20 protein-coding genes are annotated in these 25878 nt (G+C 67.3%); 7 read left to right on the top strand and 13 right to left on the bottom strand.

From position 1 onward, the window contains the following. Positions 1–54: 54 nt before the first annotated feature. Entirely contained in the window at positions 55–1290 is a 1236-nt protein-coding gene (coaE, locus tag DBZ45_RS03645) for a dephospho-CoA kinase (RefSeq protein WP_111902605.1), read from the bottom strand. 164 nt (positions 1291–1454) lie between these two features. Between coaE and DBZ45_RS03640 the strand changes: the two genes are divergently transcribed. Continuing rightward, entirely contained in the window at positions 1455–2159 is a 705-nt protein-coding gene (locus DBZ45_RS03640; RefSeq protein ID WP_111902604.1) for an IMPACT family protein, read from the top strand. A 105-nt stretch (positions 2160–2264) separates the two neighbouring features. Beyond that, on the top strand, positions 2265–2831 hold the full coding sequence (locus DBZ45_RS03635) for a type 1 glutamine amidotransferase domain-containing protein (RefSeq protein WP_111902603.1): 567 nt from the start codon (positions 2265–2267) through the stop codon (positions 2829–2831). A gap of 116 nt (positions 2832–2947) precedes the next feature. Here DBZ45_RS03635 and rpsA read toward each other — a convergent pair whose 3' ends face one another. The 3 genes from rpsA to polA all read right to left on the bottom strand — a co-directional run bounded on the left by rpsA (position 2948) and on the right by polA (position 8578). Continuing rightward, positions 2948–4423 (bottom strand): 30S ribosomal protein S1, encoded by a 1476-nt coding sequence (gene rpsA / locus DBZ45_RS03630; protein WP_111902602.1) that lies wholly within the window; start codon positions 4421–4423, stop codon positions 2948–2950. 192 nt (positions 4424–4615) lie between these two features. Next, entirely contained in the window at positions 4616–5917 is a 1302-nt protein-coding gene (locus DBZ45_RS03625; RefSeq protein ID WP_111902626.1) for a GNAT family N-acetyltransferase, read from the bottom strand. A 24-nt stretch (positions 5918–5941) separates the two neighbouring features. Then, positions 5942–8578, bottom strand: a complete 2637-nt coding sequence (gene polA, locus DBZ45_RS03620) for a DNA polymerase I (RefSeq protein WP_440130496.1) — start codon at positions 8576–8578, stop codon at positions 5942–5944. 178 nt (positions 8579–8756) lie between these two features. Between polA and DBZ45_RS03615 the strand changes: the two genes are divergently transcribed. Beyond that, positions 8757–9323, top strand: a complete 567-nt coding sequence (locus DBZ45_RS03615) for a hotdog fold thioesterase (protein ID WP_440130493.1) — start codon at positions 8757–8759, stop codon at positions 9321–9323. 11 nt (positions 9324–9334) lie between these two features. Here the strand turns inward: DBZ45_RS03615 and DBZ45_RS03610 are convergent, their stop codons facing one another. The 4 genes from DBZ45_RS03610 to DBZ45_RS03595 form a co-directional block, all read right to left on the bottom strand. Beyond that, the gene (locus tag DBZ45_RS03610; protein ID WP_111902600.1) at positions 9335–9901 is read right to left on the bottom strand and encodes a dihydrofolate reductase family protein; all 567 of its coding nucleotides are present in this window, start codon (positions 9899–9901) and stop codon (positions 9335–9337) included. Positions 9902–9955: 54 nt separating this feature from the next. Then, positions 9956–10177, bottom strand: coding sequence for a hypothetical protein (locus DBZ45_RS03605; RefSeq protein WP_111902599.1), 222 nt, complete (start codon positions 10175–10177; stop codon positions 9956–9958). Next, positions 10174–11403: an inorganic phosphate transporter gene (locus DBZ45_RS03600; protein ID WP_111902598.1), complete on the bottom strand. Its 1230-nt coding sequence runs from the start codon at positions 11401–11403 to the stop codon at positions 10174–10176. Before DBZ45_RS03600 ends, DBZ45_RS03605 begins: the two co-directional genes overlap by 4 nt. 188 nt (positions 11404–11591) lie before the next feature. Next, positions 11592–12176: an HAD domain-containing protein gene (locus DBZ45_RS03595; RefSeq protein WP_111902597.1), complete on the bottom strand. Its 585-nt coding sequence runs from the start codon at positions 12174–12176 to the stop codon at positions 11592–11594. A gap of 177 nt (positions 12177–12353) precedes the next feature. Between DBZ45_RS03595 and DBZ45_RS03590 the strand changes: the two genes are divergently transcribed. Further along, positions 12354–14813 (top strand): phosphoketolase family protein, encoded by a 2460-nt coding sequence (locus DBZ45_RS03590; protein ID WP_111902596.1) that lies wholly within the window; start codon positions 12354–12356, stop codon positions 14811–14813. A gap of 58 nt (positions 14814–14871) precedes the next feature. Here DBZ45_RS03590 and DBZ45_RS03585 read toward each other — a convergent pair whose 3' ends face one another. The 3 genes from DBZ45_RS03585 to DBZ45_RS03575 form a co-directional block, all read right to left on the bottom strand. Beyond that, entirely contained in the window at positions 14872–15303 is a 432-nt protein-coding gene (locus DBZ45_RS03585; RefSeq protein WP_111902595.1) for a VOC family protein, read from the bottom strand. 126 nt (positions 15304–15429) lie between these two features. Next, complete coding sequence (locus DBZ45_RS03580; protein ID WP_111902594.1) at positions 15430–16104, bottom strand: response regulator; 675 nt, start codon at positions 16102–16104, stop codon at positions 15430–15432. Next, entirely contained in the window at positions 16101–18107 is a 2007-nt protein-coding gene (locus tag DBZ45_RS03575) for an ATP-binding protein (RefSeq protein WP_111902593.1), read from the bottom strand. Before DBZ45_RS03575 ends, DBZ45_RS03580 begins: the two co-directional genes overlap by 4 nt. Positions 18108–18329: 222 nt before the next feature. Here DBZ45_RS03575 and DBZ45_RS03570 point away from each other — a divergent pair, with 222 nt between their 5' ends. The 3 genes from DBZ45_RS03570 to DBZ45_RS03560 all read left to right on the top strand — a co-directional run bounded on the left by DBZ45_RS03570 (position 18330) and on the right by DBZ45_RS03560 (position 24109). Then, positions 18330–20306 carry an APC family permease gene (locus DBZ45_RS03570; protein ID WP_111902592.1) on the top strand — a complete coding sequence of 659 codons (1977 nt, stop codon included), beginning with the start codon at positions 18330–18332 and terminating at the stop codon, positions 20304–20306. 100 nt (positions 20307–20406) lie between these two features. Further along, positions 20407–21027 carry an L-threonylcarbamoyladenylate synthase gene (locus tag DBZ45_RS03565; RefSeq protein WP_111902591.1) on the top strand — a complete coding sequence of 207 codons (621 nt, stop codon included), beginning with the start codon at positions 20407–20409 and terminating at the stop codon, positions 21025–21027. A gap of 373 nt (positions 21028–21400) precedes the next feature. Continuing rightward, positions 21401–24109, top strand: coding sequence for a BTAD domain-containing putative transcriptional regulator (locus tag DBZ45_RS03560; RefSeq protein WP_190242990.1), 2709 nt, complete (start codon positions 21401–21403; stop codon positions 24107–24109). Between the two features lie 5 nt (positions 24110–24114). On the opposite strand, the gene DBZ45_RS22590 is transcribed toward DBZ45_RS03560, so the two are convergent. Next, positions 24115–24516, bottom strand: coding sequence for a hypothetical protein (locus tag DBZ45_RS22590; protein ID WP_146617438.1), 402 nt, complete (start codon positions 24514–24516; stop codon positions 24115–24117). 794 nt (positions 24517–25310) lie between these two features. Next, positions 25311–25877 carry a phage tail protein I gene (locus tag DBZ45_RS03550; protein ID WP_111902588.1) on the bottom strand — a complete coding sequence of 189 codons (567 nt, stop codon included), beginning with the start codon at positions 25875–25877 and terminating at the stop codon, positions 25311–25313. Position 25878: the final 1 nt, after the last annotated feature.

The following is a 25878-nucleotide window of genomic DNA, read 5'->3' as shown; positions in this document are numbered from 1 at the left end:
TCTACAGCCGGCCACTGACAGGAACTCCTGATTCTGCTTTGGGCTGTACTGGATTCAGCGTTGACCCGCGTTGGCGGAGCTGGAGGCGTACGACGGCGGCTGCCAGCCGCTGCTTTCGGCCCACCGTTCCATTCCGGGAGCCCCGACGTCCCGGAACCAGGCCTCTTTGTGGTCGGCGTAGCCCGCCGTGTTCGCGTCGGAAGCATGCAGGGCGGCCAGCCTGCGCTTCTCCGCGGCGTACTCCTCCCGTGCCGCCGGATCGGCGCGCAGCCAGTCGCGGAAGCAGAGGGCAAACCGCCAGCCCGGCGAACCGGCCACCCGGACATGGAGATTGACCGGACGGGCCGGGTCGGCGTTGCCGTGTAGGCGCTTGGACCAGGCAGCGGGGTCAAAGCGCCCGTGGGGGCTGTCCATCAGGACGCCCGGCCAGAGCGGGAACCCCGCGGCACCCAGCAGGGGCGCAATCCGGTCTGCCGTCGCGAGGTCAGCGACCGCGAGCTGCAGGTCGATGACGTCCTTCGCTTGGAGGCCGGGAACCGACGTCGACCCGATGTGGTCCACGGCGAGGACACCCTCCGGGGCGGCGGCCTGGAGCCGCTCGGCCAGGACGGCAGCCTGGCGCGGCCAGTCCGGGTCCGGGGCCACGAGGAGGGGCGCGCCGCTGCGGCCGGCCACCGCGGCTTGGCTGACGTTCCTCGCGAAGGGCACGAGCCGCCCCTCCCACAGCCGGTCCACCGCGGCAAGCAGTTCCTCGCGCGTGCCGGCGTTGGGAAGGACCACGTCCGCAGCGGCGAGCCGGTCCTGGCGGGACGCCTGGGCGGCCATTCGTGAACGGGCGTCCGCTTCAGTCATCCCGCGGTGCCCGGTCATTCGCTGCAGGCGGACATCCTCGGGCGCATCCACCACCAGCACGAGGTGGAAGTTCTTCTGCTGTCCGGTTTCCACCAGGAGCGGGATGTCCTGCACCACCACCGCGTCCCCCGGCGCGGCCGCAATCACCGCCGCGGCGCGTTCACGCACCAGCGGGTGGACGATGCCATTGAGCTCGGCACGCCGTTCCGGCTCCTGGAACACGATGGTCCCGAGGCGCGGCCGGTCGAGCCTCCCCTCGCCGTCGAGGATGTCCGGGCCGAACGCTTCCACGACGGCGGCCAACCCCGGAGTTCCCGGTTCCACCACTTCACGGGCGATCGCGTCCGCATCGACGAGCACCGCCCCCAGTTCTTCCAAGCGCGTCGCCACCAACGACTTCCCCGAGGCGATGCCGCCCGTCAACCCAATCTTCAGCACTCCCCAAGACTAATCCCCACCGCCTCCCTAGCCTCGCTCCGCTCGGCCAGGGAACTCTGGCGGCGTGGGCCCACCCACCGCCTCCCTAGCCTCGCTCCGCTCGGCCAGGGAACTCTGGCGGCGTGGGCCCACCCACCGCCTCCCCAACCCTCGCGGCGTGGGCCATGTCCTACACTTGGGCGGTGCAAGAGCAAGAGAGCAGGGCCTCCGCGTACACCACGCTGGCCGCCGGGGACGGCTTCCGCCATGAGATCGAAATCAAGCGCTCCCGGTTCATCACCATCCTGCGCCGCGCAGGGACCGAAGAGGATGCCCGGGCGCTGGTGTCTGAACTCCGCCGCGAGTTCCATGACGCCCGGCACCACTGCTCCGCCTTCGTGCTGGGGCCGGACCGGGATATCCAGCGTTCCAGCGACGACGGCGAACCCTCCGGAACCGCCGGCATTCCCATGCTGGAGGCCCTGCTCCGGCGGGAAACCGCACCCGGGGTGACGGACCTCAGCGACGTGAGTGCCGTCGTCGTGCGCTACTTCGGCGGGATCCTGCTGGGTGCCGGCGGGCTGGTGCGCGCCTACTCCGAATCAGTCTCGACGGCGCTGGACCTGGCTCCGCTGGTGCAGCGCCGGCGGCTGCGCATCTGTGGCGTGCGGGTACCGCACGCTGCGGCAGGTCGCCTCGAGAACGACCTGCGCAGCGCTGGCTATGCGATGGCGGAGACCGGCTACGAAGCCCAGTCCACGGTGTTGCGCCTCGCGCTGCCGGACGCGCCCGATGACCTGGCCGCGGCGGCGGACCGGCTGGCCGCCCTGACAGCCGGAAATGCGGCCCTCCAGCACGAAGACACGGAGTGGATTGACGTTCCGCATTGACGGATGGGCAAGACGGGCGGCTGGCATAAAGAATCAGCAGCTTGCTTATGACTTTGCGTATTTCTAGGGTGGTCCTGTAAGGCACCACACGGAAAAGGAGGACGCATGTCAGAGCACGACATCACCGGCAAGAGGGTCGCCTTCCTGCTGACGGACGGCGTGGAGCAGGTTGAACTGACCAGCCCGTGGGACGCCGTCAAGAACGCCGGCGGCGAACCTGTCCTGGTCGCTCCCAAGAGCGGAAAGCTCCAGGGCTTTGAGGGCGTCGAAAAGGGCGATACCTTCGACGTCGACCTGACCCTGAAGGACGCCAACGCCGCGGACTTCCACGCACTGGTCATCCCGGGCGGCGTGGTGAACGCCGACCACCTCAGGGTGGACAAGGACGCGCAGGCGTTTGCCCGCAGCTTCTTCGAACAGCACAAACCGGTGGCGGCCATCTGCCATGGCCCCTGGCTGCTCATCGATGCGGGCGTCGTCAAGGGCAGGAACCTCACTTCCTACCACACGCTGGCCACGGACCTGCGGAACGCGGGCGCCAACTGGAGCGACCAGGAAGTCGTGGTGGACCAGGGCTTCGTGACCAGCAGGAAGCCTGACGACCTTCCCGCATTCAACAACAAGGTGCTGGAGGAGATCGCCGAGGGCGAGCACGCCGGCCAAACTGCCTGACAGTGCCTATTTAGGCATCCGGCCAGCTCCACAACTCGCCGGTAAACAGAAAGGTGGCCGCCCCCTCTCGGGGACGGCCACCTTGTCAGTGGCAGTTAGCTAATGCCGGGCAATTATTAGTTGCCGGTCAGCTTCTCGCGCAGAGCGGCAAGCGCCTCGTCCGAAGCAAGCGTGCCTGCACCGGAATCGGTGGCAGCCGGCTCGGAGGAGTAGCTGGTGGTGCCGGAGTCGCTCTCACCGGACGTTGCTGCAGCAGCGTCGTCGGCAGCGTGCTGGGTAACCTGCTTCTTGTGGGCTTCCCAGCGGGTCTGGGCGTCAGCGTACTGCTGCTCCCAGGTGGCGCGCTGGTTCTCGTAGCCTTCAAGCCACTCGTTGGACTCCGGGTCGAAGCCCTCCGGGTACTTGTAGTTGCCCTCTTCGTCGTACTCTGCGGCCATGCCGTACAGAGCGGGATCGAACTCGGTGCTGTCGGCGTCAACGCCCTCGTTCGCCTGCTTGAGGGAGAGGGAGATGCGGCGGCGCTCGAGGTCGATGTCGATGACCTTGACGAACAGTTCGTCGCCAACGGAGACAACCTGCTCAGCCAGCTCAACGTGGCGGACAGCCAGTTCGGAGATGTGAACGAGGCCTTCGATGCCGTCTTCGACGCGAACGAACGCACCGAACGGAACGAGCTTGGTGACCTTACCCGGAACAACCTGGCCAAGGGCGTGGGTGCGGGCGAAGGTCTGCCACGGGTCTTCCTGCGTAGCCTTGAGCGACAGGGAAACGCGCTCGCGGTCCAGGTCGACCTCGAGGACCTCGACGGTGACTTCCTGGCCAACTTCGACAACCTCGGACGGGTGGTCGATGTGCTTCCAGGACAGCTCGGAAACGTGAACCAGGCCGTCTACGCCGCCCAGGTCCACGAAGGCACCGAAGTTGACGATGGAGGAAACGACGCCGGGACGGACCTGGCCCTTTTCCAGCTTGTTGAGGAACGTGGAGCGGACCTCGGACTGGGTCTGCTCGAGCCATGCACGGCGGGACAGCACAACGTTGTTGCGGTTCTTGTCCAGCTCGATGATCTTGGCTTCGATCTGCTGACCGATGTACGGAGCCAGGTCGCGCACACGGCGCATCTCGACGAGGGATGCGGGCAGGAAGCCGCGCAGGCCGATGTCGAGGATAAGACCACCCTTGACAACCTCGATGACGGTACCGGTGACGACACCGTCTTCTTCCTTGACCTTCTCGATGTCGCCCCAGGCACGCTCGTACTGAGCACGCTTCTTGGAGAGGATCAGGCGGCCTTCTTTGTCTTCCTTGGTGAGCACCAGGGCTTCGACCTGATCGCCAACGGAGACGACGTCTCCGGGGTCAACGTCGTGCTTGATGGAAAGCTCGCGGGAGGGAATGACACCTTCGGTCTTGTAACCGATGTCGAGCAGAACTTCGTCGCGGTCGACCTTGACGACGGTACCTTCGACGAGGTCTCCGTCGTTGAAGTACTTGATGGTCGCGTCGACAGCTGCGAGGAAGTCCTCAGCGGTACCGATGTCGTTGATTGCGACTACGGGGGTACCGGGCTTCTCGGTGGAGGTGATGGTCATGTAGTAGGGGCTCCGTTGTGGATAGTAAGTCGGTCAGGCAAACCGCCGCGCCTGCGTTATGGAACGCAGGCGCAGGTGCGGGCACTTCACAGGGAGGTGCCTGGTCATCCTGATTTTGTGGATTGAAGAAAAAACGTGCACGTAGTACACGCCCGTTTATTCTAGTGGCAAGCGCCAACCGGGGTCAAAGCGCTAGAAATGCGTCAGGCAGTGCGGCGGACGTTCGACGGCGAACATCCGGGCGGCGCGGAACGCCGCGCCCGGCGTGTGCTCCAGAATGCGTCCCGACGCCGCCAGGGTCACGGGGCTGACCCCGCCGAGGTAAATGGCGGACAGCGCCGCGACATCCAGCTCGAGGTCCGGTGCACTGGGCTCCGGTGCGCCGCCGCCTCCGGCCGTGACCACTGCACCGCCGCCGCCAGCGTCCAGAGCGAAGGTACCGCCAGTCAGGCCGAGGGAGTCGGCGACTTTCAGCACCAGCCGCCCGTCGGCCGGGTAGTGGCGGGCTTCCAGGGCCTGCTTCACGTCGAGGATACGCAGCCAGAGCATGTCACGTGCTTCCGAGGCCTCCACGCAGCGCGCGTCTTCGAGGGCCCACCGCAGCGTATCGTCCACCGGCGCTTCCTCCCAGGTGATCCGGTCCACCAGGTCGATGGCGGCCAGATACTGCCACAGCTCGAGGTACGCCGCTCCGGTCGCCGCGACGAGGTCCACGACTTCCATGGTGTACGGGGTGCTGGACCAGCCGGCAAACCTGTACGAGACGTAGCCGTCCACGTCGCCGCGGGGCCCGTAGTGCAGCGCCACCTTGACCTTCGGGTCTTCGCCCCCGTCGCGGCTGACGGACCCGGAGGCGAACTGCCGGTAGAACTCGTGCCGGCCGATGGATCCGGGCGTGCTGCGGTGCAGACGGTCGAAGACCTCCGGAGCCAGGTCCAGCAGCACCTTAGGCTCGGCTACCTCGACGCTGCCCACCGGGGTGTGGTTGAGCCGGAAACGCGCCGAGGTGTCCACCTTCATGGACTGCTCGGACGTGGCCACGCCAAATCCGAAGCGGCCATAAATCGAGGCCTCGGACGCCGTGAGGGCCGCCATCGCAAGGCCTTCCTCCCGGGCCAGGGCCAGGTCCTCCCCCATCATGCGGCGCAGCAGTCCGCGGCGCCGGTGCGAGGTGCGGACCGTCACGGCGGTCACCAGCCGGGTGTCCAGCAACCGGCCAAAGCCGATGTTCAGTGTCTTGGTCATGGTCCCGAAGGTGGCAACGGGCACGTCGGCTCCGAGCGAGTGGCAGGGCACCGTTCCGGCCTGGTACACCCCGGTCATGACGCGGCCGTCCGTGCGCTGCAGCTCGATGCTCTTGTCCACGCGTTCATCGCTGCGCCGGGCATCGTGGAAGCCGAAGGCTACCGCCCGCATCCAGGCAACCGACTCCGCGTACGCGGGATCGTCTTTGGCCGCCGCTTGGAACCGACGGATTTCATAGTCAGCGCTCAGATTAGACACAACCCCGAGCCTAGGCTAGTGGCCGGCGTCGTACCAGCTGGTGCCGACGCCGATCTGGACTTCCAGCGGCACGCTGAGTTCCGCGGCGGCGGCCATCTGCTCCGTGACGAGCTTTTCGACGGCCTCCCGTTCGCCGCTGGCCACTTCCAGCACCAGTTCGTCGTGGACCTGCAGCAGCATGCGTGACTTGAGCCCCTGCGCGGCCAGTTCCGAGTGCACGCCCAGCATGGCGCGCTTGATGATGTCCGCCGCGGAGCCCTGGATGGGCGAATTCAGGGCGATGCGTTCGGCGTTCTCCCGCAGCTGCCGGTCCGTGCTGGTGAGGTCCGGCAGGTAGCGGCGCCGCCCCTCGATCGTGGCCGTGTAGCCGTCCACCCTGGCCTGGTCCACCACGCCGCGGAGGTAGTCCCGCACGGCACCGAACCGGTCGAAGTAGTCCTTCATGAGGTTCCTGGCCTCGTCCACCGAGATTTCTAGCTGCTTGGACAGCCCGAAGGACGTCAGCCCGTAGGCCAGGCCGTAGGACATGGCCTTGACCTTGGAGCGCATCGCGCTGGTCACCTCGGCCGGCGGCACGTGGAAGATGGACGAGCCGACGAAGCGGTGCAGGTCCTCCCCCTCGCGGTATGCCTCGATCAGGCCGGCGTCCCCGGACAGGTGCGCCATGATACGCATCTCGATCTGCGAGTAGTCCGCGGACAGCAGGCACTCGTAGCCGTCGCTGACCACGAAGATGCCGCGCACGCGGCGCCCCTCCTCGCTGCGGATCGGGATGTTCTGCAGGTTGGGGTTGTTGGACGAGATACGCCCGGTGGCGGCCACGTTCTGGGCGTAGGTGGTGTGGATGCGCCCGTCCTCGGCCACGGACTTCTTCAGCGTTTCCACCATCTGCCGCAACTTCGCCGATTCGCGGTGGGCCATGAGCTGGACCAGGAACTCATGCCCGGTCTTCTCCAGGAGGTTCTTCAGCGAAGCGGCGTCCGTGGTGTAACCGGACTTGATCTTCTTGGTCTTGGGCAGTTGCAGCTCCTCGAAGAGGACCGTCTGCAGCTGCTTCGGCGAACCGAGGTTCACCTCGTGGCCGATCGCGGCGAACGCCCGTTCCTGGGCGTCGTCGATCACCCTGGCCAGGTCCGCCAGCTGTTCGTCCATCAGCTCCATGGAGACCGCGATGCCGGTCTTCTCCATGTCCGCGAGGACACGGGCCACCGGCAGCTCCAGCGTGGCCAGCAGGTCCTCGGCCTTGCGGTCCCTCAGTTCCGACTCGAAGAACCGGCTCAGCTTATGGACGACGGCGGCCACCTGGACCAGCGCACCGGACGCCGCGGCGTCGTCGTCGAACGCCAGCTCCAGCTGGCCGGCCTTGGCGGCCTCGGGCGTGATGTGGATGTTCAGGTGGAACTGGGCCAGTTCGGCCAGTTCGTAGGTGCGGCGGTCGGGCTGGATGAGGTAGCCGGAAATGGAGGTGTCATCCACCACGCCCTCCAGTCCGAACCCGCGGTTGGCCAGCGCCTTCAGGGCCGCCTTGTAACCATGCATAACCTTCGGGGACCCCGAGTCCCGGAGCCACTCGGCCAGCACATTTTCGGCGTCGGCGTCCAGCGCGGTGAGGTCCACGTAGGCGGCGGCATCATCCCGCACGATGGCGACGGCGTCCGCGTCCTCGCCGATCCGGCCGGGCAGCACGTCCACTGCGAGGGCGGACCGGTGTCCGGCCCCTGCCCCGAGGAATGTCCGGAGCGCGTCCGCCTCCGTCAGTGCGGCGAAGTCCCTGGTCTCCAGGGGCTCGCGCTCCGGCTCAGGCGCCTCGCTCGCGTACAGATCAAAGAGGCGGGTGCGGATCGTCTTGAATTCGAGCTCGTCGAAGAGCTCCTCCATAGCCTTCTGGTCCGGCCGCGGGTCAGCCAGCTCGTCCAGCGTCACCGGGAGGTCAAGGTCGGTGTGCAGCCGGTTCAGCTTGCGGTTGCGCTTGACCGCGTCCACGTTCTCACGCAGCGCGTCCCCCACCTTTCCGCCGATGGCGTCGAGGTGTTCCAGCACGCCTTCGAGGCCGCCGTAGAGGTTGATCCACTTGGCTGCCGTTTTGGGTCCGACGCCGGGGACGCCCGGCAGGTTGTCAGCGGTCTCCCCCACCAGGGCGGCGAGGTCCGAATACCGGGAGGGGCTGACGAAGTACTTCGCCTCGATAGCGGCGGCGTCCATGCGCGGGATGTCGCTGACGCCCTTCCTCGGGTACAGCACGAACACGTTGTCCGTGATGAGCTGGAAGGCGTCGCGGTCGCCGGACACGAGCAGGACTTCGAAGCCGGCCTTTTCACCCATGGCTGCGAGCGTGGCCAGGATGTCGTCCGCTTCGTAGCCGGGCATCTTGATGGTCTTGATGCCCCAGGCGCCCATGACCTGGTCGATAAGGTCGATCTGGCCGCTCATTTCGCGGGGCGTCTCGTTGCGGCCGCCCTTGTACTCGCTGTACTCGGCCTTGCGGTGAGTGGTGTCGTCCGAGACGTCGAAAGCGACCGCGACGTGGGTGGGCTTCTGTTCCTTGATCAGGTTGATGAGCATGGACGTGAAGCCGTGGATCGCGTTGGTGTGCTGGCCCCGGGCGGTGGAGAACTTGTCCGCCGGGAGGGCAAAGAAGGCCCGGAAGGCCATGGAGTGCCCGTCCAGCACCAGAAGCCGGGGCTGCTCCGTCAGGGGAACGACGGGTGCCTCGGTGGCCGACACCGACGGGGCGCCAGGCGAGGACACCGCGATGTCCTGAAGGGTCTGGGTTGTGGACGGAATTGGGGCCGGTTTGGTTGTTTCACTCACAGGTGCCAGCCTAGTTGCCATGATGGACAATTTCACGCCGGGCCCTGCCGGTGAGGCCAGTCCCGCAGAGGCCAGCGCAGCCGGAGATGCGCGCTCCGCCGTCGAAACGCCTGCGGCGGTTGGGGCGCCCGCCGAGGTGGAAGCCGCAGCCGAAGCGGACTTTAGGGAAGAGCTGTTAGAGGCCGGTGTCCCCGAGCACCTGCACGACTGGCTCGCCGAGTACGGCATCGGCGCCCTCGTGGTGAAAATGGGGATCCGGTTCCTGGAGATGAGCCCTGAACGGTGCGTTGCCACAATGCCGGTGGAGGGGAACACACAGGTGGCCGGGATCCTGCACGGCGGTGCGCACGTGGTGCTGGCCGAGACCCTGGGATCGTTTGCCGCCGGGATGCACGCCGGTCCCGGCCGCCAGGCGCTGGGCATCGAGGTTGGAGCCACGCACCACCGCGCGGTCTCCGCGGGCACGGTAACCGGAACGTGCACGGCCATCCACCTGGGCCGGACGCTGACCACTCACGAAATCGTGATGACCGACGAACAGGGGCGCCGGCTGTCGACGGCGCGCATCACCAACCTCATCCGGTAAAGCCGAAAACCCTAGCGCTCAGGAGAACCCTGGCGCTCAGGCCAGCGGTACCGGAGCTCCACGATCCCCCGCCCCTGGGGACGCGCCTCCTGAAACTCGAGTGGCGCCGTCGGGCCCTGGACGAGGGGAAGCAGCCGTTTTCCCGCGCCGAGGACCACGGGAATGACCGAAACGATCAGTTCGTCCAGGAGGCCGGCGCCGGCAAACTGGGCGGCGAGCTCGCCGCCGCCCACCACCCAGATGTTTTGGCCGGCAGCGTCACGCCGGAGGTCGTCAATGAATTCGTTCACCTCGCCGCGGACGAAGGTGATGTCAGCACCCGGCGGGGCGGTGAACTCGTGATGGGTGAAGATCCAGCAGGGTGTGCCGGGGTAGGGCCAGTTGCCGGGTTCGTGCTCCATCAGCCACTCGTAGGTGGTCCCGCCCATGACGATGCATCCGACGCCGGACATGAAGGCGTCGTAGCTTTCCTTGCCGCCTTCGAAGCCGTCGAACTGCAGCAGCCAGGCAAGGTCGTCGTCTGCCGTGGCGATGAAGCCGTCGAGGGAGGAAGCAACGTAGTACTGGACACTGGGCATGGACCCAGCCTAGCCACTCCGGTTCCGCGTTCCCAGAGCGGCGGACCCCCCCGCTTAGCCGCTGAAGTACGGAATGATCAGGTACAGCCCGAACATCACGGCGAGGCCGCAGAGTCCAAAGCAGGCGTAGGAGAGGTATTTGACCCACGCCGGCGCGGCCACCTGGCGGTCACCGGCGATGGCGGTCAGCCGGACGCCGAGGGAATAGAGGACCACCACAGTCACGGCAGCGACCAGTGTGGCGCCGGCTACGGTGAGGAGTTCCAACCACTTCATAGCTGCGGGCCCTTCAGGTTTTTGTTCTTGGCGCGCTCGGCGGCGCGTGCCCTGGCAAGGGCCTTCTTCTTCGCGAAGCGGATTGCCTGCCCGGCCTCTTCGACCTCGACGGCGTTGTGGTGGCCCACCTGGGATTTGCGGGACACCAGGAACATGTACAGCACGGCGCCGATGCCGGCCACTGCCGCAATCACCACGCCGACAACCCCGGTCTTGACCAGCAGCGCGGTCAAAGCACCGACAATGCCCGCGGCGGGCAGCGTGAAGAGCCAGCCGAGGGCGATGCGCCCCACCATGCGCCAGCGCACCGTGGTGCCCCTGCGGCCCATGCCGGAACCGATCACTGAACCGGAGGCCACCTGGGTGGTGGACAGTGCAAACCCCAGGTGCGAGGAGGCCAGGATGGCGGAAGCTGTGCTCGACTCGGCCGCGAAGCCCTGGGCCGGCTTTACCTCGGTGAGTCCGGCGCCCATCGTCCTGATGATGCGCCAGCCGCCGGCGTAGGTTCCGATAGCGATGGCGAGTGCGCACGCCGTGATCACCCACAGCTGCGGGCCGGAGCCAGGCTGCTGCGTTCCTGCCGAGATGAGCACCAGGGTGATGATGCCCATGGTCTTCTGGGCGTCGTTGGTGCCGTGCGCCAGGGCCACCAGGCTGGAGGTGAAGATCTGGCCGGTCCGGAAACCGCCGCGCTTCTGGGTGAGCTTGCTGCCCGTCTCCGGATCATGGCGGGCCGTGAGCGCATAGGCGATGCGGGTGCAGATGTAGGCCACAAGCCCGGCGATCACCGGGGCGAAGATGGCGGGCAGAATGACCTTCTGCAGCAGCGTCTCAAGGTTGACGGCGTGGAATCCGATGCCGATGATCGCGGCACCGATGAGGCCCCCGAAGAGTGCATGGGATGAACTGGACGGCAGTCCCTTGAGCCAGGTGATCATGTTCCACAGAACGGCGCCCATGAGGCCGGCGAAAATAATATCCGGGGTGATTTGGACCCCGCCGGATCCCTCGCGGATGATGCCGCCCGAGACCGTTTTCGCGACCTCCGTGGACAGGAAGGCCCCGACGAGGTTGAGGGCCGCCGCGAGGGCAACCGCAGTCTTCGGCTTGATGGCACCGGTGGCGATGGGCGTGGCCATCGCGTTCGCGGTGTCATGGAAACCGTTCGTAAAGTCGAAAAATAACGCCAGCGCAATGACCAGCGCCACCATGAAGGTGATGTCCACCTGTTGCCCAATCTGCAGAGTCTACGTACAGCAGTTCCACTTCCCCTGCCTGCACTGCACAGCATAGTTCACCCTCTGTTTAAGAAAACGTCTGGGGGTGGGGGTAGCGGAGCTGCAGAGCGGGCTTGAAACCTTATCGATGGTACGCGTCCTGCAGACGAGGTCAAACCTGCACGGTCCATCCTCAGTCACACCTGCCGGTCCGGGGGCCGGGAGAAGGCGCGGATGGCATCCAGCTGACGCGGCGACAGCCCGGACCGGGGGTCTGGTGAAACCAGCAAGGCACGGCGGCCAAGGATACGTGCCCACGCCTGCGCGCGGCCTTCAAATGCGAGCTGGTCGTCCACCCAGATGATCCGCTCGGGCGTGTTCCTGCCCACGTCCGCCTGAATGGCTTCCAGCTTCCACCATTCCGCGCCGCTTCCCGCCCCGTCCGCGGTAAGAACAGGCCACGAGCTTCCCTCCAGGCCGGTGACCGGGCAGAGTACGGCGGGCGCCAGTTCCTCCCAGCTGGTGAGCCAGACGCAGCGGAGTCCGCGCTGCAGAGACAGCCGGTTCAGGGCCGCCACCAGCTCCTCCGCATAGGCAACTTCCAGCATCCCGGCCAAGGTGTAACGCCAGGCGGAGCCCCAGGGCGTGGTGCCCGTCGGGCCGAACGGGCACACCACGCCGTCGACATCGAGGTAGAGGGTCGTCACCCTGTTCCCGGTGTCTCCCTTTAGCGCGGTGTCCCCCGTTAGCGCGGCGTCCCCATTCGACGCGACGATTCCCACGGCATTCCTTCCACGCCTGCAACGCTACGGAACCCGCGCCAGGCCGGGCAAGGCCTCCGGAAAACATGAGGCCCCAACTGCCGGACCGGCGGCCCCGGAGTGGATCTGAGGGCGGCTAAAATGCCGGGGTAGACTGTGCCCGTCAGCGCTGGAGCGGGATCCGACGGAAGGCAATCCATGGGCATGGCCGGGGCAAACGGGGAAATTTCGGACGACGAACTGGACCTCCTCCACCGCTACTGGAACGCGGCGAACTACCTGACAGTGGCCCAGATCTACCTCCAGGACAATGCACTGCTTCGGGAGCCGCTGCGGCCGGAACACATTAAGCCGAGGCTGCTGGGGCACTGGGGCACCGGCCCAGGGCTGTCGCTGATCTACGCCCACCTGAACCGGCTGATCAGGAAAACGTCGGCCGAGGTCCTGTTCATCGCAGGCCCGGGCCACGGCGGACCGTCGGTGGTGGCGAACGTCTACCTCGAGGGCACGTACTCCGAGATCTACCCTCAAGTCAGCCGCGACGCCGCCGGGCTGCGCCGGCTGGCACGGCAGTTTTCGACGCCGGGCGGTGTGGGCAGCCACGTGGGTCCGGCCACCCCGGGGTCCATCCACGAGGGCGGCGAGCTGGGCTACTCGCTGATGCACGCCACCGGCGCGGTGCTGGACAACCCGGGTCTCATCGCCGCCTGCGTGGTCGGCGACGGCGAGGCCGAGACCGGCCCGCTGGCCGCCTCGTGGACGGCGCCGTTCTTCCTCAACCCCTCGCGGGACGGCGCGGTCCTGCCCATCCTGCACCTCAACGGGGCCAAAATTTCCGGGCCTACAGTCCTGGGACGCCGCCCCGACGCGGACGTCGAGGCATTGCTAAGCGCCAACGGCTGGGAACCCGTGACAGTGTCCGGCGACCAGCCCGAGAAGGTCCACCGGGCCCTGGCCGCCGCCCTGGACAACGCGTATGCCACCATCCGGGGCATCCAGCAGGCCGCCCGGGGCGCCGGTTCCGGCGCTTCCGGCTCCGGCAGTAACGGCTCTGGCAGCAAGCGAACGACGGCGCCACGCTGGCCCGCGATCATACTGCGGACCCCCAAGGGCTGGACCGGACCGGAGTCCGTGGACGGCACCCCGGTGGAAGGCACGTTCCGCGCGCACCAGGTTCCCCTGTCCGGTGTCAGGGACAACCCGGAGCACCTGGCGCTGCTGGAGCAATGGATGAGTTCCTACCAGCCCGAATCCCTGTTCGACGACGAAGGCCGGCTCCTCCCCGAACTGGCCGCTTTGGCGCCGGAAGGCAGGCTCCGGATGGGGGCGGCGCCGTGGGCCAACGGCCAGCCGTCCGTCCCGCTGGAGATACCCGACCTCGCCCGGTACGCCGTCAACCCCGGCCAGCCCGGTTCAACCAGCATCGAAACCACCAAGCCGCTGGGCGAACTGTTCCGCGACCTCTACACCGGCACGGAGGACAACCCGCGGTTCCGGCTGTTCTGCCCGGACGAAACCAACAGCAACAGGCTGGGCGCCGTGTTTGAGGCCACCGACCGTTGCCTGATGCTGCCGGGGAACGGCACGGATAGCGACGGCGGGGACAGCCACGTCTCGCCGGACGGCCGCGTCATGGAGGTGCTCTCCGAGCACCTGTGCCAGGGCTGGCTGGAAGGCTACCTGCTGACCGGACGGCACGGGTTCTTCGCCAGCTACGAGGCCTTCGCCATGGTCAGCGCCTCCATGACCGTCCAGCACGCCAAGTGGCTGCAGCACGCCCGGGAGCTGGAATGGCGCTCGCCGGTGCCGAGCCTGAACATCCTGCTGACCTCCACCTGCTGGCGCAACGACCACAACGGCTTCAGCCACCAGGGTCCAGGCCTGATCGACACCGTTCTGTCCCTGTCCGGCGAGGTGACGAGAATCTACCTGCCGCCGGACACCAACACTCTGCTGGCGGCGGCCGAGCACACCCTGCTCAGCAAGGACTATGTGAACCTGGTCGTCGTCGACAAGCAGTCGCACCCCCAGTACCTGACCCTTGCGGAAGCCCGCGCGCATGCCGAGGCCGGAGCCTCCCGCTGGCAGTGGGCCGGCAACGAGGACGGCAGCAGCACGGAACCGGACGTCGTCCTCGCCTGCGCCGGCGACATCCCCACCGAGGAGGCACTCGCGGCGGCCTGGCTGCTGCAGCGCCACGTTCCCGATGCCACCGTTCGCGTGGTGAACGTCATGGACGCCATGGTTCTTCCGCCGCGCGACGTGCACCCGCACGGGCTCGACGACGGGACGTTCACTTCGCTGTTCACAGACACCTGCGAGGTGGTCGTGGCATGGCACGGCTACGCCCGCTCGTTCCACCAGCTCCTGCACGGGCGGCCAAACCCTGACCGGTTCCACGTCCGCGGCTACAGCCAGCAGGGCACTACCACCACCCCGTTCGACATGGTGGTGGTCAACCGGATGAGCCGGTACCACCTGGCGTTGGAGGCCCTGCGCCGGATGCCGCGGCAGTTCGACGGCGCGGAGGCCCTGGCCGATCACTGCAACCAGCAGCTGGACGCCCATGCCGAATACATCCGGGAGCACTTCGAGGATCTGCCCGAAATCCGCGAGTGGGTATGGTCGCCGCCCGGTTCCTCCCCACCCGCGCCCTAACCTCGCAAGCTCGGCCAGGGAACCCTGCGGGCGTGGGCCCCGTTCTTGGCGTTACCCGCTAGGGAGCCGGAGCTGCCGAGGCTCCGCTGACGTTCACCAGCCACGCGATGCCGAACTTGTCGGTGCACATGCCGAAGATGTCGCCCCACGGAGCCTTCTCCATCGGGACGGTGACGGTGCCGCCGTCGCCGGAGAGTTTGTCGTAGTAGCCGCGAAGTTCCGCCTCGTCGTCCCCGCTGAGCGATACCGAGATGTTATTCCCCGGCGAATAGTCCATGGAGTTGGGGGTGTCGGCCCCCATGAGCACGAGCCCCTTCTCCGAGGTCAGCATCCCGTGCATGATCTTGTCCGACTCGGCAGGATCTTCACTGGCGTGGAACTCCCCGAAGGTGCTGAGTGCCAGGTCGCCGCCGAACACCGACTGGTAGAAGGTCATGGCGTCGCGGGCGGTGTCACGGAAGCTGAGGTACGGGTTGAGCAGGGTGGACACGATCTGTTCTCCTTCGGCTGTACGTGTGGCGCCCGGCGTGCGGCGCCCGGCCCTACACATGTTGCCCGAATCCGGCTTCCCTTCATAGGGGTTCACGGAAGTTCACGGGATGTGCATACGGACAGGTCAGGGCCGGAAGCGGTATCCGACGCCGGCCTCGGTCAGCAGATGGCGCGGGTTGCCTGTGTCCGCCTCCAGCTTGCGCCGGAGCTGGGCCATGTACACCCGCAGGTAGTTGGCTTCCTTCTCGTAGGCTGGTCCCCAAACGGTGGCCAGGATCTGCTGCTGGGTGATGAGCTTGCCCGGGTTCCGCACCAGGAGTTCCAGGATGCTCCACTCCGTGGGTGTCAGCCGGACAGGCTCACCATTCCGGGTGACCATCCGCCGCCCCAGGTCCACGCTGAACTCCGCGGTGTCCACGGTGGACGGTTCGGCGGTTTCCGGCGCGCGCCGCAGGAGCGCGCGAAGCCGGGCCAGGAGTTCCTCCAGCCCGAAGGGCTTGGTGATGTAATCGTCAGCGCCGGCGTCGAGGGCGTCCACCTTGTCCGATGAACCGTGCCGGGCCGAGAGCACCAGGACCGGGGCGGAGCTCCACCGGCGGAGTTCCCGGAGGACCGCCGCGCCGTCCATGTCCGGCAATCCAAGATCCAGGACAACAAGCCCGGGCGGATTGCGGGACGCAGCAATCAGCGCGGCCTCCCCGTCCGCGGCCGTCTCCACGGTGTAGCCGTGCGCCTGCAGCGTGATCCGCAGCGCCTTCAGCAGATGCTGGTCATCATCCACAACGAGGACGCCCGTCACTGGGCAGTCTCCTGTGGAGATACGGCAGGTGAAACCCCAGGAACTGAAACCACGCCAGGCACTGAAACGCCGGGCACTGAAACGCCGGGCACAGCGGCGGAGGTGCCGCCGTCGGCCCCGGTTGAGTCATGCCCCGTTGACAGGGGAAGCCGGATGACCATGGTCAGTCCCCCGCCGGGCGTCTCCTCTGCCGCCAGGCTGCCGCCCATGGCCGAGACGAACCCCCTCGCGACCGCCAGTCCGAGGCCCACGCCGGTGGACTGGGACACATCGTCCAGGCGCTGGAACGGCCGGAACATGGCGGGCACATTCCGGCCCGGGACACCGCGTCCGTGGTCGATGATCCTCAGTTCACCCGCCGGGTGGCCGTTGAGGACGGCGCCGCTAAGCCCGCCCGCCGCCGCCGTCACTTTTACGTCGGAGGCCGGGGCGTACTTGACCGCGTTCTCTGCGATATTGGCGATGACGCGCTCCAGCAGGACTGCGTCGGCGTCGACGGCGGGAAGGTTCGGCGGCAGTTCCACCCGCACGCTCCCCGCCGGAAGGCCACGCAGCGCGGGAGGCACAACATCGAGCCACCGAACGGGCTTCAGCAGGGGACGGACCGAGTCGGCAGTGATCCTGGACATGTCGAGGAGGTTGCCCACCAGGGCGTCCAGCCGGTCCGAGCATTCGTCGATGGTTTCCAACAGCTCCCGTTTCTCCTCGGGGGGATACGTGACGGCGGTCTGCAGGAGACCGCCGACGGCGAGTTTGATCCCGGCGAGCGGGGTGCGGAGGTCGTGCGAGACGGCCCGCAGGATGGCGGTGCGCATGGTGTTTCCCTCGGCCAGCCGCAGCACCTCGAGGCGGCTGGCGGCCAGCTGCTGGCGCTCGAGCTGGGCCAGTACGTGCGCTGCGAAAGCGCCCAGCAGGCTGCTGTCGGCAGCCGGCACGGTCCTGCCGAACAGCACCAGCCAGGTGCCGTCGTCGACCGGTTCCACGGTGTGCCCGGCTTCCACGGCGTGCCCGGCGAAATCCGCGCCCTCCCGTTCATGCTCCGTGAGCTCGCCCGCACTCGCGAGCAGCCGCGCGCCGGGACCGGCGCCGGATGCGGGGTCGAACGCGGCGCCGCTGAAGAGAGCCGCGCCGCGGACCCCGAAGACGTCCAGCGCCTGTTCCAGAAGACTGCCCACCGTATCCTCGGCGCGGGTGGCTCCGCGGGCGAGCTCGCCGAGCGTGGCCGCCTCGGCGCGCGCCCGGCCGGCCTCCTTGGAACGGCGTGCGGACCTGTCCACCACGCCGGCCACGGCCACCGAGACGCCCACAAACACGCCGAGGGAAAGGAGGTCCTGCGGGTCGCCGATGGCCAGCTCACCGACCGGCGGCGTGGAAAAGTAGTTGACCAGCAGGCTGCTCCAGAGCGCTCCGGCGACGGCAGGCCAGAGCCCGCCCACGAGCGCCACGGCCACGGCCCCGGCGAGCTGGACCAGGACGGCGGTGGCCACGCTGTGCTCGATGACGGCGAGCGCCAGCTGCATCAGGATGGGGACGGCGGCCGCCAGCACGAAGCCGACGGCGACGCGCACGCGGCCAAGGTCCCGCTGCCGCCGGCGGCCCGTGCCGCGCCCGGCCAGCGGATGCGGCACCACCTGCACGTCGAGGTCGCCCGCACGGCGGATGATCCGCGTCTCCGTGCCGCCCGAAAGGAGCCTGGACAGCGGATGCGCGCGCGACTGGCCGATGACCAGCCGGGTTGCGCCCACATGGGACGCGAACCCCAGGAGTGCGTCGACGGGTTCGTCGGCGGCGACGGTGTGGTAGCTGCCGCCCAGCTCCACCACCAGGCGGCGCTGGGACTCGAGGGCGCTGGTGGATTCGCCCGACGCACCCTCCGCGGAACGGATGTGCACGGCCAGCAGGTCACCGCCGCCGGCACCGTCCAGGACCTTGGCGGCACGGCGGATCAGGATCTCCCCCTCGAGGCCTCCCGACAAGCCAATGACGATCCGTTCCCCTGCCATGACGCCATTCTTCCACCAGTCCGCCGGCAGGGCGGCACGCGCGGTGGGGTGCCTCACACCGGCGTTAAGGATCCGTCAAGATTCCCCTGCCGGCGGTTCCGGCGCTCCGGCGCGGTGCTACGTTCGGCTGTGCCCGCACGGAAATGTCACGGCCACGGTGACATGCCGCTGTAGCAGTGACATGCCGCCGTCGCGGGGCACCAGCACAGATGGAAGGCACCCATGACAACCATGAGCCGCCCGCCGGCGGACCCCTCGGAGCTGCGCCGCACCCGAAGGCAGCGGCTGCACAGCTGGCTGCTGCTGGGCCGCCAGGACAGCAAGGGTTCACACCAGGGACCCGGCGGGCTGATGGCCGCCCACGAGCGGAGGCATCCGTGGTGGCAGGTCATGTGCCTGACCGGCGTGGACTACTTCTCTACCCTCGGCTACCAGCCTGCCATCGCCGCGCTCGCGGCCGGCGTCATTTCCCCGCTGGCCACGCTGGTCCTGGTTGCCGTCACTCTGCTCGGGGCACTGCCGGTATACCGCCGCGTGGCGGGCGAAAGCTCCCACGGCGAGGGGTCCATCGCCATGCTGGAGCGGCTGCTCCCCCGCTGGGGCGGCAAGCTGTTCGTCCTGGTGTTGCTCGGCTTCGCAGCGACGGACTTCATGATCACCATGACCCTCTCCGCCGCCGACGCCACGGCGCACCTCATCCAGAACCCGTACGCACCGGTATGGCTGCAGGGGCAGGAGGTGACGGTGACCCTCGTTCTCCTGGCCCTGCTCTCTGCCGTGTTCCTGCGCGGGTTCAAGGAGGCGATCGGCATCGCCGTCGTCCTGGTGGCGGTCTATCTGGGACTGAACGTTGTGGTGGTGGCGAGGGCCGCCGTCGAAGCGCTGGGCCACCCGACCGCCGTCGGCGACTGGTGGCAGGCCCTGGGGACCTCGCACGGCAACCCGGCGCTCGCCGTCGCCATAGCCCTGCTGGTGTTCCCGAAACTGGCGCTTGGCCTGTCCGGCTTCGAAACCGGCGTGGCTGTCATGCCGCAGGTCCGCGGCCGGGACACGGACACGGAAGAGAACCCGGCGGGCCGCGTCGAAGGGACCCGGCGCATGCTGACCACGGCCGCGCTGATCATGAGCGCGTTCCTCATCGCCAGCAGCTTCACCACGGTGATTCTCATCCCGGCGGCCGAATTTGAGCCGGGCGGGCAGGCCAACGGGCGTGCCCTCGCCTTCTTGGCCCATGAATACCTGGGGAACGGGTTCGGCACGGCCTACGACCTCAGCACCATCGCCATCCTGTGGTTCGCCGGGGCGTCGGCGATGGCCGGGCTACTGAACCTCGTGCCGCGGTACCTGCCGCGCTACGGAATGGCGCCGGAGTGGGCCAAGGCCGTCCGGCCCCTGGTCCTGGTTTTCGGCTTCATTGCCTTCCTGGTCACCGTTCTTTTCGAGGCCGACGTCGACGCCCAGGGCGGTGCCTACGCTACCGGCGTGCTGGTGCTGATGACTTCCGCGGCCGTGGCTGTGGCGCTGTCCGCCCGGCGCCGCCGGCAGCACAAACGCACCGCGGGCTTCGGGCTGATCGCCATGGTGTTCATCTACACGACGGCGGCAAACGTTGTTGAGCGGCCCGAGGGCATCCGCATTGCCGCGTTCTTCATCGCCGGCATCATCGTCATTTCGCTGCTGTCCAGGATCGGGCGGTCCTTCCAGCTGCATGCCACCCACGTCCGCCTCGACCGGACGGCCCTGGAATTCGTCGCCGCGGATGAGAGCGGCCCCATCGGCATCATCGCGCACGAACCGCGGAGGCTGACAGCGGAGGCGTACCGGCAGAAGCTGACGTCCGCCATCGAGGTCAGCCACCTGCCGGTGCATTACCAGGCGCTGTTCCTGGAGGTGATCGTGGACGACTCGTCCGACTTCGAGACCGAACTGCAGGTGCGCGGCGTGGTGCGGCACGGCTACCGGGTGCTGGAGGTGCACGGGCCCGTGGTGCCGAACACCATCGCCTCCGTGCTCCTGCACATCCGGGACGTCACCGGGCTCATGCCGCACATCTATTTCCGCTGGACCGAGGGGAACCCGGTGGTGAACCTGCTGCGTTTCCTGTTCCTCGGCGAGGGCGAGATCGCCCCGGTCACCCGTGAGGTGCTGCGCGAAGCCGAACCGGATGTCACCAGGCGTCCGTGGGTGCATGTGGGATGAACACTTCCCGGGCCCCGGGTGGGTGAACGTGCGCGATGCAATGCGTATTGCGCGTTGCGTGTTGCGTGCGCGGAGGGACGCTGGGCCGTAGGCTCAGCGCATGGCGAAATTCTTTGATGTCCACCCCGAGGACCCCCAGCCCCGCGCGATCTCGCAGATCGTGCAGCTCCTGCGATCGGGCGGGCTGATCGCCTACCCCACCGACTCCTGTTACGCCCTCGGCGCCCAGCTCGGGAACAAGGAGGCGCTTGACCGGATCCGTTCCATCCGCCATCTGGACGACAAGCACCATTTCACGCTGGTCTGCCGGGACTTCGCACAGCTGGGCCAGTTCGTGAACATCGGCAACGACGTGTTCCGCAGCATCAAGTCCGTCACCCCGGGCAGCTACACGTTCATCCTGCCGGCCACCAAGGAGGTCCCGCGCCGGCTTCTGCACCCGAAGAAGAAGACCGTGGGTGTGCGTATCCCGCGGCACAACTTCGTGCAGGCGCTGCTGGCAGAACTTGGCGAGCCGCTGCTGTCCAGCACGCTGCTGCTGCCGGACGAGGAGGACCCGCTGACCCAGGGCTGGGAAATCAAGGAGCGGCTGGACCACGTGGTGGACGCCGTCATTGAGTCCGGCGACACCGGAGCCGAGCCCACCACCGTCGTCGACTTCTCCGGCGGCACCGCCGAGGTTGTGCGCCGCGGCACCGGTGACCCGTCCAAGTTTGAATAGGACGGCTCAATTAGGGGCGGGTCACGAATTCGTTAAGGGCGTAATACTGGTTCCCCCTGTCGGCCGCGCCCTACACTGATGTCCACGCCGGGGGCGTGACCTTCTGTGGAAGCAGGACAGCATGGCAATGACGCCGCGGGGACTCTTCACCCCTGCACCACCCGTGACTGGGCTGGTGCGTCCAAGGCTGATTCATGCGCTCGAGGGGACCGCAGAGGCGCGCCTTGGGCTGGTCGTCGCTCCGCCGGGTACGGGAAAAACCACACTTCTCGCGCACTGGGCCGCGACCCACAGTTTCGAATCTGTGGCTTGGCACCGGTCGGGCCCGCCGGACGCGCAACCCGGGCGCATGCTGGGCAGGTTTGCCGCAGCCGTGGCTGCTGCCGCAAACAAAGAACGTGCCCGGTCCTTTCCGGAACTCGCGGCCATGGCCCACGCGCTGACGATTTCGCTGTGCTTCGTCGTGGACGACTGGCATCTGGTTGCTGGCACCTGTGCCGAGGCGGAACTGGAGCAGCTGCTGTCGTTAGGTTGCCCCCAGATTCACTTCCTCCTGGGCAGCAGGCGCCCGCCGTCATTCAATCTTGCCCGGTCCGAACTCCCCTCGTTCGTAAAAGTGGAATCGGACGATTTGCGCTTCAGGGCCCCGGAAGTCGAACAGCTTTTCCGGACCACATATAAGCAGCCCTTGAGCAGTGCCGGTGTTTACAGCCTGACGCAGCGAACCGACGGCTGGGCAGCCGCACTCCACCTTTTCCATGTGGCCACCAAGAGCCGCTCCACTGTTGAACGTCGACGCGCAGCGGAGTCACTCGATCCCGTACCGCGGTACGCGCATGACTATCTGCGGCGCCACTACTTTGCGGACGTCCCACCAGAGGTGGAACGGCTGCTCAGGCACACGTGCCTGCTGGAACGCCTGACGCAGTCGCGGTGCAACGCCCTACTCGGCGTGCCCGACAGCGGCCTCCTTCTCCACGAGGCGGAACAGCTTGGGATCGTCGCGAGCGACGACGGCGGAACGGCGTTCAGGCTGCCGGAAGTAGTAAGGCGATATCTGGTCTCGACCCTTGGCAATGGTGAATCCGCCGCGCCGGAGGATATCCGGCACCGGACGGCCACGCTCCTTGAGCAGGAAGGTGCCCACGGCGCAGCGCTGCAGATACTTGCTGAATGCGGGGACTGGGACCACGTGCGGGCAACGATGGAACGGGCTGGCCGCCGCGCGTTCCGGGCAGGCAGATGCGGGTGGGTGACGCGTGCCCCTGAGCCGCTCATCCGGGACGACGCCCTCTTTGCTTTGGCTAAGGCGCGGCAGCTCCTGGACGACGGATACCCCGAGGAAGCTCGCATGGCCGCGACGGCACTCCCGCAAACCTCCGCTGTCCAACCGTGGCATGAGGCGGCGGCGCTCCTTCAGCAGGCTGCCGCTGAGTGGACGGGCGAGCCGCGCGGCTCATCATGCGGACCGGTCGGCATCCTTCGTGCGGCTCTTCATGGAAGCCCGGGGTCGGCAGCACGGTCTTTGACCAAACACAACGGCGCCGAGGACACACTGGCCCGCGGAGTAGCCCTGCTCATCGCCGGCGACCAACGCGGGGCGCTGCCGTTCCTGCGGCGTTGTGCCGAGCAGCCGGACGACGAAACGCCTGCGGCCCTTTGGGCCCAACTGGCCCTGGCCGTTTTTGCGGAGGAGCCCCAGATCTCGGGGGGCGACGCGCGGTCAGAAGAGATAGATGCGGTTCAGCGCCGGGCTGAGCGGCTTGGGTTTAGCTGGCTGTCACGCGTTGCGCGGGGAGTCCTTTGCGCCCAGTTGGGGAACGCTGGCGGTCAGCTGGCAGTTCAGTCAGCGATCGAAAACTGCGAGCAGGACGGGGATGGCTGGGGCGCCGCGCTCATTGCTACTTCTGCTGCCTTGGGACGTCTGCGCACTGGGCGGCCCGACTATTCGGCCCTTGACGCCCTCGCGGACAAGTTCCGCAAGCTAGAGGCGAGCGCACTTGAGGCGTGGGCACTCTCGGCGCGCGCCCTTGTTGCTGCGGCACAGGATCTGCCCGAGGCCGTCGAGGAGGCATTGGCCGCGGAGGCCTTTGCGCGCACCGCAGAGGTGCCAGGCGCACGTGCCGTTGCCTACGCGGCCCTGGCGCAGCTCAGGCCGGAACAATCCTCAGATCTCATGGAGGCCGCTGCCGAAACGGCCAAAACCGCGGGCTTAGTTTGCCGGCCCTGGACCTGGATAGCCATGAATCCGGGTAAGGGAATTGCTCCGACAGCACGCCCGCAGCAACCGGCTCCGCTGACTGGGGACCCGGCCACACCTGGTTCCGGCCCTGCCCCGCCGCCGTCTCTTGATGTCCGCTGTTTCGGAGAATTCTCACTCCGCGCCAACGGCGTGGACATTGACCTGTCGCGCGTGCGGCCGCAGGCACGCACTGTCCTCAGGATTCTCTCGCTACATGCCGGACGGTCCGTGCATCGCGACCGCCTCGCCGCAACGCTGTGGGCGGACCTGGATGGTGCGTCAGCTCTGCATAACCTGCAGGTCAGCGTATCGAGTCTCCGCCGCGCGCTGCAGCCTGCAGGGCTGGCAGGAGACTGCCGGCTCCTGGTGCGCCGCGGCGAGGCGTATGCGCTGGTTCTCGATGAACGATCCAGAGTCGACCTGCTGGAGTTTGACCGGGCAGTACGCGACGCCGCATTGGCGCGGTCTGCGCGTGATTCGGAGGCGGCCGCCGCGATTCTGCACCGCGCCCTCGACCTCTACGCCGGCGAAGTCCTGCCGGAAGATGGCTCGGCCGAGTGGCTGTCCGACACGCGCGAACGGTACAGGCTGCGGGCTGCGGAGGGCGCCGCCACACTTGCGGGTCTCGAGCTCGCACTCGGCAACGCCGCCGAAGCCGCTGCCGCCGCAGCGCGAAGCGTCGAGATCGACCCCTGGCGGGACGAATCCTGGCGAACGCTGATTGGCATCTATCGTTCCTCTGGTGACCTGGCTGCTGCCGAAAGGGCCGAGCGCCGGTACCAGGGCATGCTGAAAGCATTGGGAGTGCCTTCAGACCCTCAACACCGGTCTGGCAAATGAGAGCACTACCGGCCGGCGAACTGAACACCTGCAATGGACACCCTTTTAGCAGTGGTGCTTGTTGGCTCCACGATGGTCAGCCGAACCTTCTCCACGCTGTCGGTTCCCACGTAGTAGCCGTGTCGTTGCTTGTCAGTCGGCACATCAACGACGGGGAAGTTTTGATAGAGACCTTCCTTAGCGCCCTTGTGGTGCACGGATATGAGGACCCTAAGGCGCTGTTCCAGGGGCGCCGGTTCCGAGGACGGTGCCGTGATGAACACGTAGACGAGGCGAGGGGACCCTTGGAATGTCGCCTCGAGGAAGTTGGCGTCTGCACCCTTCTTAAGAGCGCTTGCCCAGGAGGTATTCACAAATTCGTCCGTCGCGAGCTCCGGGTTTCGCCCCTCGATATGGTCGGACGCCACGACCGCAACCTCCTTGGACTTATAGAGAATCTCATCAAGGATTCTCTGCGGGGCACCGCTGATCGAATCCCCGTTGGCGCTCGCCACGCCGCCGGCGAGCCCGAGTACCGCAAGGAAAGCTACGAACCGGACCGGGAAATGCCGGGACTTCGATAGTGGCCGCGTGCCCGCCGGCAGCGCCTTTTGGCCCGTGCGCCCAAACAGCCGTGTCCACCACGATAGCCTCGGTTCGGGCTCGGCCTCAGGTTCCGGCGCCCGCAAGCTGGCAGCGCACCGCCGGCAGAAATTTCCGCCGGCCTTGTTTCCTGTACCGCAGGTGGCGCAGACCAGCGGGCCAGCGTCAGGGGAAGTCGCTTCGTACCTGCGACGCTTAGGCGGGGCACTGCTGATCAGCTCGCCTGGCCGCACGGGCGCCGGCTCCTCGTCGATCGTCGGCACGGGCTCGGTTGTTGCAGCTCCAGCAGGGGCAGTGCGCTGCCCGCTGGCGACGTGTCCATGGGCGGTCGGGTCGGTGCGGCCCACCTCAGGTGGGCCGCTGCCCGCGGTTCGCCTTCTTCCGCTTGCCGGTTCCTGTGGATGATCCTTTTTTACACCACCCGAAGGGACAGGAATCTGAGGCAGCGTCACCGTTTGCGGAGAAGTCTGGGGCCCCCGCGGCGGGACAGCGGTGGACAGTTTCTCGCCGCTGTCTTTCCCCTGTGCCTGCCAGCCGAGAAAAGCTCCGCAAGAACCGCAGAAGCTCTCCCCGTCAGCGTTGTGCGCACTGCATTCGCCACAGATCAACACTGCCCCTCCTAGTCGTCCTCGAAGGAACTGGCCGATGAAAGCACGTCAACGGTGTGGGGAACGTGGGCCGGCTTCACAGAACTGATGATGCGCTCCAGCCGGGGCACGCTGACGTCCTTGGCGGCGTCGGCGTAAACCTTTACGTGCAGCTTCGCTGCGGCCTGGCCCGGCAGGTCTGCCCCGGGCGTCTGCGACCAGCCTGCACCGCCGCTGTCCTCAATGACGACGTCCCGGACTCCGCCGACGGCCAGCCGGACGGCATCCGCCAAACCCTGGACCGTTCCGCGGCGCCGATGGATTTCTGCTGCATGGGCGACAACGTCCCGCCGCTGGCCCGTGGACCAGGAATCATGAACCCTGACCCCCACCCAGTCGGCCAGCCAGTCGAGGAAGTCCTCGGGCGCCAGCCGTGGATCCAGATAACATGCCAGCCCGTCCAGCGTGGTGAATACCGGAGCGAGTGCATCGTCGAAAGCCAGCAGAAAGCGCTGCAGGAAGGCGTCTTCCTGCAGTACCGCCGGAAGACGGGAGGCCAGCGGCACCGCGCTGCCCAGCCCGGGCACCATGCCCCGCATC

Source organism: Arthrobacter globiformis (assembly GCF_003261175.1).
GTDB lineage: Bacteria > Actinomycetota > Actinomycetes > Actinomycetales > Micrococcaceae > Arthrobacter > Arthrobacter globiformis_A.
This window is presented reverse-complemented; position numbering and strand designations above follow the sequence as displayed.

Excerpts from the sequence above, each read along its gene's own strand:
- polA (WP_440130496.1), bottom strand. The coding sequence starts at position 8,578 with ATGGCCTTCCGGGCCTTCTTTGCCCTCCCGGCGGACAAGTTCTCCACC.
- DBZ45_RS03635 (WP_111902603.1), top strand. The coding sequence starts at position 2,265 with ATGTCAGAGCACGACATCACCGGCAAGAGGGTCGCCTTCCTGCTGACG.
- DBZ45_RS03615 (WP_440130493.1), top strand. The coding sequence starts at position 8,757 with ATGATGGACAATTTCACGCCGGGCCCTGCCGGTGAGGCCAGTCCCGCA.
- DBZ45_RS03575 (WP_111902593.1), bottom strand. The coding sequence starts at position 18,107 with ATGGCAGGGGAACGGATCGTCATTGGCTTGTCGGGAGGCCTCGAGGGG.
- DBZ45_RS03590 (WP_111902596.1), top strand. The coding sequence starts at position 12,354 with ATGGGCATGGCCGGGGCAAACGGGGAAATTTCGGACGACGAACTGGAC.
- DBZ45_RS03610 (WP_111902600.1), bottom strand. The coding sequence starts at position 9,901 with ATGCCCAGTGTCCAGTACTACGTTGCTTCCTCCCTCGACGGCTTCATC.
- DBZ45_RS03550 (WP_111902588.1), bottom strand. The coding sequence starts at position 25,877 with ATGCGGGGCATGGTGCCCGGGCTGGGCAGCGCGGTGCCGCTGGCCTCC.
- DBZ45_RS03605 (WP_111902599.1), bottom strand. The coding sequence starts at position 10,177 with ATGAAGTGGTTGGAACTCCTCACCGTAGCCGGCGCCACACTGGTCGCT.
- rpsA (WP_111902602.1), bottom strand. The coding sequence starts at position 4,423 with ATGACCATCACCTCCACCGAGAAGCCCGGTACCCCCGTAGTCGCAATC.
- DBZ45_RS03565 (WP_111902591.1), top strand. The coding sequence starts at position 20,407 with ATGGCGAAATTCTTTGATGTCCACCCCGAGGACCCCCAGCCCCGCGCG.
- DBZ45_RS03640 (WP_111902604.1), top strand. The coding sequence starts at position 1,455 with ATGTCCTACACTTGGGCGGTGCAAGAGCAAGAGAGCAGGGCCTCCGCG.
- DBZ45_RS03570 (WP_111902592.1), top strand. The coding sequence starts at position 18,330 with ATGACAACCATGAGCCGCCCGCCGGCGGACCCCTCGGAGCTGCGCCGC.